This window comes from Streptococcus sp. SR4 (assembly GCF_000517725.1).
Taxonomy (GTDB): Bacteria; Bacillota; Bacilli; order Lactobacillales; family Streptococcaceae; genus Streptococcus; species Streptococcus salivarius_F.
Genome location: NZ_AZYW01000022.1, coordinates 1 through 13,266 on the forward strand (window position 1 = coordinate 1; position 13,266 = coordinate 13,266).

Genomic DNA, 13,266 nt, shown 5'->3' on the forward strand with positions numbered 1-13,266 from the left:
GAGCCGTTTAGTTTTAGGCTGCTGCTTTGATAGTTTACAGGATTTGATTTTCTATCCTACTTGAGCTACTTAGAAAATCTGAATGGTAGAACCTTTCTCAATTACTACTGCTTGGTCTGCTGCAACATGGAGAGTGCCCGGCAGACTGCCCTCTTTTGAACCATCAAAAGAAATAGTGATATGGCCCAGTCCAGTTAAATTTTTTTCTACTACATTTCCCACGGCAGTAATCGAATATTCCTGATTATCTACCACCAGCTTGCCGCCTTCTAGTATTGAACCTAGCAGATTTTTGTTATCAATCTTAAAACAATACTCTGCTAAGTCTCCCGGAGCTTCTTCTCCAAATAAAATGAGCATATTAGCGTCTTGAATCATATTCTGAGCTTCAGGTCCCACTTGAATTACTTTAGCTTCAAAAATTTTCTTCATCTAATTCCGATCCATCCTTTCTCTAATCTTTCATGTTCCTAATAGATAAGTTTAAGATACTATTTTTTATATGTGTGCACAACCTAACCATGCTCTACTGATAAAGACCAATACTAGCGACCCAAGCTACTAAGACCCGAGGAACACCATTGAGAAAACGTGAATAGAGAACAGAAGGGACACCAACCTCAACAGTTTCAGCTTTCGCCTCAGATAGCCCAAGTGCTACAGGAATGAAATCACAGCCATTTTGAGTGTTGATAGCAAATATAGCTGGCAGAGCCATTTGAGGCGGAATATTTCCTTTTCCGATTTCGACTCCAATTAAGGTTCCGATAATCTGACTGATAACAGCTCCAGGGCCCAACAAAGGAGATAAGAATGGCAAGGAACAGATAAAGCCAATCAAAATGAGTCCCCAAATGTTCCCAGCTAGAGGAACCATTAGTTTTGCCAGCCAATTTCCAACACCAGAACCCTGAATAACCCCAATTAGTAAAGAAACAAAGGCCATGAAAGGAATAATAGTATTGAGCATTGTTTGGATGGCTTCACGAGCAGCCTGGTTGAAAGTCGCAACAACCTTACCAGCCCCCATCCCAATTCTTGCTACAATACTTGTTTCTGCTTTTTGTTCTGTGATTTTTTTACTAGTATCGTAAGTTGGTTTTTCAGTAACCACCGTTGTCGCTTTTTCATCTTCATTAGCAGCGGAAATTTGATCAAGACCAACTGCTGATACATAGATTTCCTCTGTAATATACTGAGCTAGAGGTCCGCTTTTACCTGTAGCGACAATATTGATCGTCGGAATCCCCTTCTTAGGATAGATTCCACAGCGAAGAGTTCCGCCACAATCTACAATTGCCAAAGCAATTTCCTCATCAGGAATAGATGTTTTAAATCCATTAACAGCTTCCATACCTGTCAAATCAGCAATTTTATCCACAATATCTGGCTTTTCTCCGCCGCCAGTGATATAGATAAATTTATGCTTTGCCTCACTAGGAGTAATGACCAAAGGTCCTCCGAAACCGCCATTTCCTTTAACAACTTTTATACTCTTATATGACATAAATTCACTCTTTCTATCAATCAAATGTTTTACTCAAGGTAACCCCTTGCTGTTTCGCAACATAAGCAGTTGTAAAATCTGTTACCCAGCCACCTACAAAGTTCATGACAATCCCAACAAGCATGTAACGAATGGCTAAGTCCATTTGACTCAAGCCTAAAGTTTGAATCCCTGTCGCGATTCCCATCCATACAAACAATTCCCCAGGATTGATATGCGGAAATACACCATTTGAAGTGTGGCAGAACTGCATCTGAGCTGCTACAAAACTAGGTTTATAATATTCTGGTAAAAAACGTCCCATACTGATTGACATCGGGTTCCCCAGCATAAAGGCTGAAATGAAAGGTAAAATCATATACCGGCTAACAGGATTTTTGGCAGAAATCTTAGCCAGGGAATTGACCTTCTCTTCTCCCAAGAAAGCGATAAGGGTATTCATTGCAATCAATAGCATTAGGACAAGCGGTACAATATTTGTCATCCAGCTAATAAAGGTTTCTCCACCTAATTGGAAGAGTTTCATAAAATTCTCTGCAAATTTTGTAATGTGATTCATAAGGAACCCCTTTTCTTATTTTTTTTTAATAACTGTTTAATAGATAATTGTAAGTAATTCGCATAAAAGCCAAATCCCAAAAAAGAATCAGATGAACTTGTCTCTTTCTCAATACCTGCCTCATGCAAAAGATAGACTTTTCTAGCATCTTCTATGGCTGATTGCATCAACTTATTTTCTTTTCTCACAAGAGGATTATACTTGTCAAAATAATGGATGTCTTCTCCAACATAATCGTCCATATTTTGAAAACGCGCTAAGATTGTGACTCCTTGCATTTTGCTAGCTTTAAGAACCCGACCGTTTTCATCAACCGCGAACATGACAATCGTACCGGATTTGATTCTTCCGGACTTCCTGCCAATCGCTACGCGACCCAGTTTTCGGAGCATCGTATAGGTCTTATTGAAGTCTTTGAGTTGCTGCCAGCCGAGGAACATTTGAAATATATAAGCTGCCATTACAAATACGGCGAAAATTATTAGCGAATTCATTAAAATACTCCTTTGCTCTTAGAAAATGATAGAAACTCTGTCTCTGTTTCTACCGATCTCAATGCCTCTTTCAGAGAAGGCTCTCCTGCAATTCTAAAAATATCATCATACAATTCCAGTAATTCACTTTCCATTTTTGTTTCAATTTCTGAGGGAATGGCGACTAGAAAGATAAATTCAATCCATTCATCTCCTTTTTGATAAGGCTCTTCTAGTTTTCCAAACATTAAAATAGTCTTTGCATAACCCTGGTTAATTGTATGGGGGAAGGCAATTCCTCCACCAAAAATGGTTGATTGCTTTTTCTCCCTATCAATTATCCGTTCTATAAAACCTTTATCAATCATCTGAAGTTTCCCTAACTCTGCAACCATATTTAGCAAGTATTGCTGATAGGTTTTTTGGGGGCTTAATCGAAGAAAGCGTAAGCTAACTGTTTCTAGATTTTTTTGATGAAAAGCATTGGCTTTCTGCCATTCTTCCTGCAGCCATTGATCATCAAAAAGATGATTAACTTGAATGACTGGAGATTTAGAATCTTTATATTTTAGAGGAACTGTCGTAAAAATCGCGAAATAGTCCTGATTCAATTCCACATTAAAATCCTCTTCAGAATACTGAGTAATGTCTACATCATTTCCAAGGACTCGTCTGAGTTGCTGAATAATCATCGCAGCGGTTCCTCTTCCTGTTGTGCAAACTACAGCTATCTGCTTGCGAGAACCCTTAACAGCAGAATTTTGCTTTCTTAAAATCATTTCAAAATACAAAGCCAGATATCCGATTTCAGATAATTCCAATTCTGAACCCAAAATTGCAGATAGTTCTTCTCCAGCAATTTTCGCCATTTCAAAAGCAAAAGGATATTGAGTTTGAACCTCGCCATGAAATATATCATTAGCTTGCACATGGAAAATCAGTCGATTGATTAAAGCGCCTAGATGAGACTTTATTTCTTCAAATAATTCTTCATCATCAAAGTGAACCAACATTGTTTCTTTGACTTTCTTGACAATCCCTTGAAAAATGTTTGCAACCTGTTCAGATTGATAAGACGGCTTGCTTAAAGTGTCAATAAAACGGACATTAAACGGAAAACACAAAAAGTCTATTTCAAACTGACTGAGGGAAATCTTATAAGTCATCTCAATATGATAGATTAATTTCTCAGCCAAAGGTGTCTCTGTTAAATCATTCTTATAATAAGGAATAGAACAATTCAACACCTTAGATGTATGAATACGTTCCACCATAATTGAAATGGTCTTTCGAAGGAGTTCCTGTGTTTCTTTAGGGATTTTATAGTCCTGGACTAGCGTCTCCAGAAAAGAAGAGGTTGCCTCAGTGAGTGTCCTTTCTTCAAAGTAAGGAGCCACTTGGTGAATATAGAGCAAGCGCAAATTCAGCTCGCTCCCCAAGACCTCCAGCCCACGGTTGGGCTTTCCTGAAATAGTAATAGAGTAACTCTCTGCCAAAGATTTTACTTGTTTTAAATCCTTATTAAGGGTACTTCTACTAACACCTACTTCCTCAGCCAAGTCGTCAATAAGAAGAGGGGAGGTTGACTCAATTAAACGTTTTAGCAAATAGGCAATTCTTTTACTGGAAGAATTGAAGTCACTCTCCTGTTTTAAACTACCAGATAAAATCCTTTCCAACTCTGTATAGTCATACACTTCCAACATTAACAGATCATCTTGTGAGATAATCTGGATATTAGGAGCCAAAACATCATTTAATTGTTGGATACTCTTTTGCAAGGTTTGCAAACTAATATCCAGTTCTGAGCGCATATCTACCAAGGAATAAGTTGGCTGCGAAACCATTTTGTCTAAAATATTATACCATCGATTTACTAAGGTCAACTCTCTTCCCCACCTTCATTGTTTTATCCGCGAGTTTTACCTCCGGCAATATTTGTAGTGACACCTGTTATATAGCTAGAACGGTCTGAAATATAGAACGCTACAAGATCAGCTACTTCACGTAGTTTCCCACTCCGTCCCAATGGAGTCGTTGAGGTTGAAGCATAACCAGCTCGAATATCTTCTACCGTCTTTCCACGGGTATAAGCAAGAGCTTCCTCATAAGAAAGAGTTCGAAGTCCCGTAGCTTCCATAATTCCTGGAGCAATTCCAACCACACGTACACCATGCTTACCAAGCTCTTTCGCCCATGAACGAGTGTAACTATAGACTGCTGCTTTTGTTGCAGCATAGGCACTTTGTCCTTCAGAACCTTCCAAGCCTGCTTCTGAAGCCATGTTCACAATTACACCTTTTCCATTTTTCACTAAAATACGTCCTACTGCCTGACTAACCAAATACAAACCTTTTTGATTAATCATTGTTATTTTTTCGAACGTCTCATCGTCCAACTCGTAAGGACCTTTAGGATTTTCTGCATCGATTAATAATCTAGGTACATTAATCCCCGCATTATTGACTACCGCATCAATATTGCCAAATCTTTCAACTATTTTAGCGACTCCTGCTTCTACTTCAGAGCGAGAAGTTACATCAACTTTTACAAATAATAGATTCGGGTGACGCAAATCGTTGTCGCTAAGATCAAAATTCGCTACATTGACTCCTAATTCCAACAATTCTTCGACTATTGCCTTACCAATCCCAGATGACGCACCCGTCACAAGAACTGTTTTGCCTTTAATGTCTAACCAATCATTCATTTTGATACCTCTCAAATTTTATTTACAAGGCAATTATACAGCGCTTTCATAAAAGAATTAAGACACTCTTTTTTACACTGTTCAAAAAATTAATAAACTAATTAAGAGGCTTGTACTAAAAAATCCACTAGAAATGAACTTGTGGATCTTTTTATATTCTAAATGAACTCAAAGCATATGAGAATCAAAGACGTGCATTCAACTCAGCACCAAGCTCTTCAAAGCCTGGTTTACCAAGCAAGGCAAACATATTCTTCTTGTATGCTTCCACACCTGGTTGGTCAAATGGATTGATACCATTCAGGTAGCCAGAAAGAGCAATAGCTAACTCAAAGAAGTAAATAGTATAGCCCAAAGTGAACTCATCTTGCTCAGGCAGGGTCACAAACATATTTGGCACTCCGCCGTCTGTATGAGCTAACAGCACTCCATCTGTTGCTTTCTTATTGACAAAGTCAACATCTTTTCCTTGCAGATAGCCAAGGCCATCCAAGTCTTCTGCTAATTCAGGAATCAACACATTTTTGCGAGGCTTATCTACACGAATAACTGTTTCAAAGAGGATACGAGTTCCTTCTTGAATAAATTGCCCCAAAGAGTGCAGGTCTGTTGAGAAGTTCGCTGAAGTTGGGTAAATACCTTTTTGGTCTTTACCTTCTGACTCACCAGCCAATTGCTTCCACCATTCTGAGAAGTATTGCAATGATGGTTCGTAGTTAGCTAGAACTTCTGTCAGATAACCTTTACGGTACAAGATATTGCGTACAACTGCATATTGATATGCTTCATTTTCAGCCAACTTATCAGAAGCATAAGCCTTGCGAGCAGCATTTGCTCCTTCCATCAACTTGCTGATATCAGCCCCTGCAGCTGCGATTGGCAAGAGTCCCACTGCTGTCAATACTGTAAAACGACCACCAACACTATCAGGCACTACAAAAGTATCCCAGCCATTAGCATCTGCTTCAACCTTAACTGCACCTTTAGCGCGGTCTGTAGTTGCATAAATCCGTTTATTTGCTTCTTCCTGACCATACTTCTTAACCAAGAGTTCTTTGAAGACACGGAAAGCAATAGCAGGCTCTGTAGTTGTTCCTGACTTAGAAATAACGTTGACAGAGAAATCTTTGTCTGATACATAGTCTACCAAATCAGCCAAATAGCTTGATGAGATAGAGTTTCCAGCATAGAGGATTTGAGGTGCCTTACGTTCTTCCTTGCTTTGTAGATTTACAAAAGAATTATTCAAGAAATCAATCGCTGCACGTGCCCCTAAATAAGATCCTCCAATACCGATGACGATTAACACTTCACTATCAGATTGGATTTTAGCAGCCGCCTTTTGAATACGAGCAAATTCATCTTTATCATATTCTTCAGGCAGATTCAACCAGCCTGTCATTTCTGCTCCGGGACCTGTTCCGTTTCGTAGAGCATTATCTGCTGCTGTAACTTGTGCTTGCATGTATTCCACTTCATGTGGTGCAACAAATTTGTCTAATACTTTTGAATAATCAAATGTAATATGAGCCATTAGTTTCTCCTTTAAAAAAATCAATTCTACCCTTTATTCTACTCTTTTATTTATCTTTTGACAATACTTTTTACCCTTATTAGGTCAAGATAGGCTACAGTTACTATCTAAATGCAAGGTCTGCTTCAAGGCCATAGTGATCACTTACTAGAGGTTGATTGTTTCCATCAAAAATGACACTAAGGCGATTTACTGTCCACTCTTGGCTTGCAAAGACATAATCGATACGTAAAGGCTCTTCATTGCCCTTCCAGCCATCGATACCAGGTCCAACTGTATAGCTACCAGTTGTTTCTTTAGCTACTTCAAAACTATCTTGAAGATTGAGTGGGCTAGCCAAAATGGCTTGATAACCTTCGCGACCTGCTGGGTTGTTAAAGTCACCTGCTAGGATGAGTGGTTTTCCAATAGCTTTGAAACGTTCCTCAATACGTACCCACTCTTCTTGGAAACCTTTGTCCCACCATGAAAGGTGAACACTAGCAACAGCCACTTCTCGGCCATCTACAGTGGTTTCAGCAACTGCTACACGGCGTGTATGGTAGTCAGTTGGATCATCAACATCTGAAACCAAGATTTCGCTAGCTGTCAATGGTTGACGTGACAAGACGGCAACCCCTTCATTAAGGTGATCATAACCAATGTGATTATAAGCCCAAGTCCAATGGTATTGAAGACCTTCTTCAGCCAACTTTTCCACAAGAAGACGGACAAAGTGATCTTGGTGGATTGGTGTTGCTGATGGAAGTGCATGATAGTAATCATCCGTGTCTACAACAGAAGTCTCTATTTCTTGGTTAACTTCTTGGAAGCAAATAATATCATACTGAGCTTTAAGAATCTGTTCCTTTAAGGTTTGGAATTTCCCTTCTGCATCTTCTTCCATCCAACTGTGGGTATTTAAAGTTAGAAATTTCATAAGTTTATCCCTCTTCTGACTTGCATCTAGAAATGACATAGGGTCATTTACAAACAAAACAGCCCAAGGGCTGTCTGCTTGTTTATCGTTTAGCAAATTAAAGTTCTACTTTTGCAACTGGAGCGTTAGCAGCCAATTTACCTGTATGTTCTACTTTAACTGATTTGATTGCATCTACATTTGTAAAGACAACAACTGTAGATGTTTCACGACCTGCTTCACGGATAGCATCAAGGTTCGCTTCAACCAAGAGATCACCTGCAGCAACTGTTTGACCTTCAGTAACTTTAACGTCGAATGGTTTACCTTCAAGACTAACAGTGTCAAGTCCGATGTGAACCAAAACTTCAAGACCATTGTCTGTTACCAAACCAAGAGCGTGTTTAGTTGGGAAGATGCTTGTCACTTTACCAGCTACTGGTGAAACGATTTTACCGTTTTCTGGTTCTACAGCGAAACCGTCACCCATCATTTTTTGTGAGAATACTGGGTCTTTAACATCTTCGATGTTGATAACTTGACCATCAGCAACTGAATGTACTTCGTCAGTCACACCTTTGAAGGTAGCTTCTGCTTTTTGAACAGCAGTCATTTGACTTGGAAGTGTTTCAGGAATAACTTCACCTGAATCAAGAACGTCTTGAATATCAGATTTCAATACGTCTGCTTTAGGACCATAGATAGCTTGAACCCCTTGTCCTTTCATGACAAGACCCATAGCTCCTTCAGCTTTCCATTGTTCTTCAGTTCCGACTTTATCAGCATCTTTAACAGTAACACGGAGACGAGTCATACATGCGTCAACGTCGACGATGTTAGCACGTCCACCAAGAAGGTTGATGATGTTGATAACTTGTGAGCTTGCTGAGCTTGTTCCAGCACTTGCTGATCCAGCAGATTCTGATGGAGCATCATCACCTTGCTCATAGTTACCGTTACGTCCTGGTGTAGCGTAGTCAAATTTCTTAATCATGAAGTTCGCGATGAAGAACATGATAACACCAAAGAGTACAGTTACCCAAATGAAGTTAACGATATCCATCGCCAAACCAGCGTTAATAGCAAGTGGTGTACGTGTCAAGAACTCGATAGAACCGAATGAGTGAACACGAAGGTTAACGATATCAGCCATGGCAAAGGCACATCCTTGTACCAAAGCATAAACGATGTAAAGTGGAGTAGCCACGAACATGAACATGTACTCGATTGGCTCTGTTACCCCTGTCAAGAATGTTGCAAGTGCAGTTGCAGTCAACATCCCTTTGTATTGATGTTTTTTATCATCATCGACGTTACGGTAGATGGCTACTACGATACCCATCAAGATACCGAATGAACCAATCATTTGTCCAACTTTAAAGCGGGCTGGTGTAACAGATTCAAGAACGTGTTTGTATTGTTCTGGGTGTGCACCTTTAAGGTTTGCAAGGTCAGTAACCCAAGCAAGCCAGAGTGGGTCTTGACCCAATACTTCAGTCCCTTTAGCAGCACCTGTCAAAACTTCATAAGTACCACCCAATTGAGTGTAGTTAATTGGGATAGTCAACATGTGGTGGAGACCAAATGGCAAGAGAAGACGTTCCAAAGTACCGAACAAGAACGGTGCCAAGATTGGAGCAGTTTCTTTTGAGTTGGCAATCCACATACCGAAGCCGTTGATTCCTGATTGGATAACCGGCCATACGATAGCAAGAACGATAGCTGCGATAGCTGAACGAAGAATAACTACGAATGGTACGAAACGTTTACCATTGAAGAATGATAAAGCTTCTGGCAATTTACGGAAGTTATAGTATTTGTTGAAGGCAGTAGCTCCGATGAAACCAGAGATGATACCTACGAACACACCCATGTTGAGGGCTGGAGCTTCCAAAACACTGATGAAGTAATCAGATACCTTGATTGATTGACCAAAAACGGTGTGGACTGTAGCAGCCTTATCAGCAAGAATATCTGAAGTAACACCAAAGATTGAACCAGTCAAACGGTTAATCAAGATAAAGGCAAGACCTGCCGCAAAGGCACCGCCTGCACGTTCCTTAGCCCAGCTACCACCAATGGCAAGGGCGAACAAGATGTGAAGGTTACCAATAACCCCCCAACCAATCTGCTCAAGAAATCCACCAGTAATAACGAGTGGTGCCACGTTTGGATTAATCATGGCAACTGTTTTACCGAGAGAAATCATGAGACCTGCTGCTGGCATAACTGCGATAACAACCATGAGGGCTTTACCGAATTTTTGCCAGAACTCAAAGCCAAATTTTTCTTTTAGCTTATTCATTTCATTTCCTCCTATGTTTCGATGCAAACGTTTGCATAACTTATGTAATTATTATAGCATCTTTTTACGATTTGTAAAGCGTTTTCGTAAACTTTTTTTGAATTTTTTTACAAATTTAAAAACCCCCAGAAAAACAGGGGTTACTTGATTATTTTTAAGCCATCAAAACCATCAAAATTGGGATAACAACCATAGTTGCAAGGGTAGTCTCAGTAACCATAACAGCTGCGTAATCACTATCAGCTCCATAGAGTTTAGCAACTACTGGAGCATTGGTCATGACAGGCATGGCAGACTGGATGATAAAAACTTGTTTCATCAAAGTTGGGAGAGGTGCCCAGTAAACAATGGCAGCCATCAAGAGAGGGGCAACTACAAAGCGTCCCAACAAAATCAATACCTGGTCCTTTTTAAGAACCAACTGCTTGACACCTGCATTTGACACTGACAAACCGATGAAAATCATAGATAAAGGAGTCGTCAAACTACCCAAATACTTCAAGTCAGTGGCTAAAAAAGTTGGTAATTTTATATGAAGGATAACAATAATAAGACCTAACATGAAACCCATTAGAGGGGGAGAGAAGATCTTTTTCAGACTTGTTTTTAAATCAAATTCTGCCTCTCCTTCCCCATCTCGCTGAATAAGGTAAGTTCCCAAGGTCCAGAAAAAGGTCGTATTGCACATATAATAGATAAGAACATAGGGAATACTAGCATCGCCAAAGAGGGCTTGATTGATAGGGAGCCCCACAAAAATAGTATTCGAATTAAAAAACATGGAAATAAAGAGGCCACGACGCTCCTTTTTCACTGCAAAAATGCTAGCCACCGCTGTCGCAATGCCAAGCAAAATCACCATAGACAGAGCAGGAAAACGCAATTCTGGTAACATCTTGAGCAGGTCTGTCGCTGTGAAACGCTGTGTGATTGTATAGAGCATATAACAAGGCAGGGCAATTTGAGTGACTAGCTTAGCTATAAGACCACGTGACTTGTCATCAAACCAGCCTTTTTCGCCCATAACGAATCCCACTAAAATCATACCCAAGATGACTAGTATTCCCGATATACTCGTTAAAAAGATTTCCATGCTTTCTCCTTTTTTGTTACTGTTACAAATAATAGTAGACACCAGAAAAAACTAATCATTTTTTCTGCCTAGAAATCTACCATTCTTATTTTAACTTCTCTCAAAAACCACTTTAGTATATCACAAAAAGAGCTTGATTTCTCAAGCCCTTTTCTTCTATTATCTATTCTGCTTTTAAGAGAGGTTCAAAGATGGATACCAGACCAAAGAAGGCGATGAAGATAAGGGTAATAGTGGCACTAGCTGGTGTTTCCCAATAATAGGAAATAAAAATACCAGAGAGCATGCCAACCAAACCAATACCAATAGCCCAGAAAATGACAGATTTAAAGGTTTGACCTATTTTCATACCAATAGCTGCTGGAAGAATCATGATGGTGGAAACCAAAAGTGATCCTGCTGCTGGAATCATCAGGGCAATAGCTATCCCTGTCACAATATTGAAGAGGAGGGACATGAGACGAACTGGTAAGCCATCTACATGAGCAGTGTCCTCGTCAAAGGTCAACAGATACATAGGACGAATAAAGAGTAGAGTCAAGACCAGTACAATGGCCGCAATAACAAAGAGGGCACGAACCTGCTCAGAGCTAATCGTGATGATAGAACCGAAAAGATAGCTATCCAGACTCATGCTACTGCTACCTGCCTTGTTACTAAGAATAAGAGCCACTGCCAATCCCATTGACATGAGGATAGCTGTTGAAATCTCCATATAATGCTTGTAACTAACCCTGAGATATTCTAAAACCAAAGCAGCGATAACCACAACCACAAGGGTCATCCAAGTGGTTGATTGGCCCAAGAAAATCCCAACAGCCACCCCAGCTAGGGACACGTGACTCAAGGTGTCACTCATCAGACTCTGACGACGAAGAATTAAGAAGAGCCCCAAAATTGGCGAAAAGATGCTGATAGCAATCACGGAGAGAATAGCACGTTGCATAAAATCATAGGCTAATAATTCACTAATCATGTTTGTGCTCCTCTCCATCCTTTTCATGGACATTGAAACAACGCCAAGGCAATTTCTGGTTACGAACCAGATGAATATTACGGTCTGTGTACTCCTTGACTTCCTCTGGGTCGTGGGTAATCATCAAGACAGACTTGCCATGTTTGTGAGCCGAATGGTGCATGAGTTCATAGAAAGTATTGGCTGTTCCTGCATCCATACCCGTCGTTGGCTCATCCAAAACAAAAATATCTGGATCTGAGGCAAAAATACGAGCAATAACAGCACGTTGCTTTTGCCCACCTGAGAGACGCCCAATTTGCTTGTGACGATTTTCCCACATACCTACAGACTCAAGGGCACGTTGAACATGCTCCAAGTCGTGCTTAGTCAAACGACGGAACCAGCCCTGACGAGGATAACGACCAGACTTAACAAACTCGTAGACCGTGCTTGGAAAACCTGCATTAAAGCTGGCAATCTGCTGTGGAAGATAGGCCATGCGAAGCTTTTTACCATCTTTATTGGTTTCAGAGATGGTTACAGTTCCCTTCTTAGGCTTGAGAATTCCTAGGGTAGCCTTAATAAGCGTTGACTTGGCAGCTCCATTTTCCCCAGTTAGGGTCACAAACTCCCCAGAATCCAAATGATAGTGAATATTGTCCAGAACAGGCTCCGCATCATACTGGAAGCTCAGTCCTTCAACTGTAATATAGCGCATCTTATTCCTCGATTTTTTCTGCTAATGTTGTCAAGAAACGTCCAATCACCTGACGCTCTTGATTATCGAACTGATCCAATACAGACCGATAAACCCCCAAGGTCTCTTGGTGGTGTTCCTCATGCTCTTGGGCTATGGGTTTAGCTTCTTGTGTCAAGACAAAGTAGGTCACGCGCCCATCATCCTTGTCTTTCTTAGCCTCCAACATGCCCTCTTTGACCAAGGTTTTAACTGCCTTGGTAACAGCAGCTTGGCTGACATTGAGGGTCTTAGCCAACTCAGAATTGGTCTTTCGTCCCTCAGACAAAAGCATGAGAATATGCTCCTGAGTATTGGTCAACTTAACCTGACTACGGCACTGACCAATGAGGAGCTCATGCTGATTTTCAGCCTTAAGCAAAATCTGATTAATCAATTGATTTACTTGTTCTTCTAGTTCTAGCATTGCTTTCTCCATTTACTTAACCAGTTAATTATATCGAAAACACAGAGGTTTTGCAAGGGTGGACCA

General features: G+C 40.3%; 13 protein-coding genes. All 13 read right to left on the reverse strand.

The features are described from left to right. Positions 1-69 precede the first annotated feature (69 nt). Positions 70-432 carry a PTS glucitol/sorbitol transporter subunit IIA gene (locus HMPREF1519_RS02515; protein WP_022496545.1) on the reverse strand — a complete coding sequence of 121 codons (363 nt, stop codon included), beginning with the start codon at positions 430-432 and terminating at the stop codon, positions 70-72. A gap of 94 nt (positions 433-526) precedes the next feature. Continuing rightward, the gene (gene srlE, locus HMPREF1519_RS02520) at positions 527-1,507 is read right to left on the reverse strand and encodes a PTS glucitol/sorbitol transporter subunit IIB (protein WP_022496544.1); all 981 of its coding nucleotides are present in this window, start codon (positions 1,505-1,507) and stop codon (positions 527-529) included. Positions 1,508-1,523: 16 nt separating this feature from the next. Then, on the reverse strand, positions 1,524-2,066 hold the full coding sequence (gene srlA, locus HMPREF1519_RS02525; RefSeq protein ID WP_022496543.1) for a PTS glucitol/sorbitol transporter subunit IIC: 543 nt from the start codon (positions 2,064-2,066) through the stop codon (positions 1,524-1,526). Next, on the reverse strand, positions 2,063-2,560 hold the full coding sequence (locus HMPREF1519_RS02530; RefSeq protein WP_022496542.1) for a transcriptional regulator GutM: 498 nt from the start codon (positions 2,558-2,560) through the stop codon (positions 2,063-2,065). The genes srlA and HMPREF1519_RS02530 overlap by 4 nt, the downstream gene beginning before the upstream one ends. Continuing rightward, a complete protein-coding gene (locus HMPREF1519_RS02535) occupies positions 2,560-4,386 on the reverse strand; it encodes a BglG family transcription antiterminator (RefSeq protein ID WP_081721218.1) in 1,827 nt (608 codons plus the stop codon). Before HMPREF1519_RS02535 ends, HMPREF1519_RS02530 begins: the two co-directional genes overlap by 1 nt. A gap of 62 nt (positions 4,387-4,448) precedes the next feature. Then, entirely contained in the window at positions 4,449-5,249 is an 801-nt protein-coding gene (locus HMPREF1519_RS02540) for an SDR family oxidoreductase (protein WP_022496540.1), read from the reverse strand. A 184-nt stretch (positions 5,250-5,433) separates the two neighbouring features. Further along, on the reverse strand, positions 5,434-6,783 hold the full coding sequence (locus tag HMPREF1519_RS02545) for a glucose-6-phosphate isomerase (RefSeq protein ID WP_022496539.1): 1,350 nt from the start codon (positions 6,781-6,783) through the stop codon (positions 5,434-5,436). Positions 6,784-6,886: 103 nt separating this feature from the next. Continuing rightward, a complete protein-coding gene (locus HMPREF1519_RS02550) occupies positions 6,887-7,702 on the reverse strand; it encodes an endonuclease/exonuclease/phosphatase family protein (protein ID WP_037600399.1) in 816 nt (271 codons plus the stop codon). A gap of 97 nt (positions 7,703-7,799) precedes the next feature. Beyond that, positions 7,800-9,986: a PTS transporter subunit IIBC gene (locus tag HMPREF1519_RS02555; protein WP_037611131.1), complete on the reverse strand. Its 2,187-nt coding sequence runs from the start codon at positions 9,984-9,986 to the stop codon at positions 7,800-7,802. A gap of 154 nt (positions 9,987-10,140) precedes the next feature. Further along, a complete protein-coding gene (locus HMPREF1519_RS02560) occupies positions 10,141-11,079 on the reverse strand; it encodes an AEC family transporter (protein WP_037611132.1) in 939 nt (312 codons plus the stop codon). 163 nt (positions 11,080-11,242) lie between these two features. Then, positions 11,243-12,055, reverse strand: coding sequence for a metal ABC transporter permease (locus tag HMPREF1519_RS02565; RefSeq protein WP_037611133.1), 813 nt, complete (start codon positions 12,053-12,055; stop codon positions 11,243-11,245). Then, the gene (locus tag HMPREF1519_RS02570; protein WP_002883613.1) at positions 12,048-12,755 is read right to left on the reverse strand and encodes a metal ABC transporter ATP-binding protein; all 708 of its coding nucleotides are present in this window, start codon (positions 12,753-12,755) and stop codon (positions 12,048-12,050) included. Before HMPREF1519_RS02570 ends, HMPREF1519_RS02565 begins: the two co-directional genes overlap by 8 nt. Position 12,756: 1 nt before the next feature. Next, the gene (locus HMPREF1519_RS02575; protein ID WP_002883584.1) at positions 12,757-13,200 is read right to left on the reverse strand and encodes a zinc-dependent MarR family transcriptional regulator; all 444 of its coding nucleotides are present in this window, start codon (positions 13,198-13,200) and stop codon (positions 12,757-12,759) included. Between the last annotated feature and the right edge of the window lie 66 nt (positions 13,201-13,266).

What these genes read in the sequence shown, in the direction of transcription:
- HMPREF1519_RS02515 (WP_022496545.1), bottom strand. Translation starts at nt 432, where the DNA reads ATGAAGAAAATTTTTGAAGCTAAAGTAATTCAAGTGGGACCTGAAGCT.
- srlE (WP_022496544.1), bottom strand. Translation starts at nt 1,507, where the DNA reads ATGTCATATAAGAGTATAAAAGTTGTTAAAGGAAATGGCGGTTTCGGA.
- srlA (WP_022496543.1), bottom strand. Translation starts at nt 2,066, where the DNA reads ATGAATCACATTACAAAATTTGCAGAGAATTTTATGAAACTCTTCCAA.
- HMPREF1519_RS02530 (WP_022496542.1), bottom strand. Translation starts at nt 2,560, where the DNA reads ATGAATTCGCTAATAATTTTCGCCGTATTTGTAATGGCAGCTTATATA.
- HMPREF1519_RS02535 (WP_081721218.1), bottom strand. Translation starts at nt 4,386, where the DNA reads ATGGTTTCGCAGCCAACTTATTCCTTGGTAGATATGCGCTCAGAACTG.
- HMPREF1519_RS02540 (WP_022496540.1), bottom strand. Translation starts at nt 5,249, where the DNA reads ATGAATGATTGGTTAGACATTAAAGGCAAAACAGTTCTTGTGACGGGT.
- HMPREF1519_RS02545 (WP_022496539.1), bottom strand. Translation starts at nt 6,783, where the DNA reads ATGGCTCATATTACATTTGATTATTCAAAAGTATTAGACAAATTTGTT.
- HMPREF1519_RS02550 (WP_037600399.1), bottom strand. Translation starts at nt 7,702, where the DNA reads ATGAAATTTCTAACTTTAAATACCCACAGTTGGATGGAAGAAGATGCA.
- HMPREF1519_RS02555 (WP_037611131.1), bottom strand. Translation starts at nt 9,986, where the DNA reads ATGAATAAGCTAAAAGAAAAATTTGGCTTTGAGTTCTGGCAAAAATTC.
- HMPREF1519_RS02560 (WP_037611132.1), bottom strand. Translation starts at nt 11,079, where the DNA reads ATGGAAATCTTTTTAACGAGTATATCGGGAATACTAGTCATCTTGGGT.
- HMPREF1519_RS02565 (WP_037611133.1), bottom strand. Translation starts at nt 12,055, where the DNA reads ATGATTAGTGAATTATTAGCCTATGATTTTATGCAACGTGCTATTCTC.
- HMPREF1519_RS02570 (WP_002883613.1), bottom strand. Translation starts at nt 12,755, where the DNA reads ATGCGCTATATTACAGTTGAAGGACTGAGCTTCCAGTATGATGCGGAG.
- HMPREF1519_RS02575 (WP_002883584.1), bottom strand. Translation starts at nt 13,200, where the DNA reads ATGCTAGAACTAGAAGAACAAGTAAATCAATTGATTAATCAGATTTTG.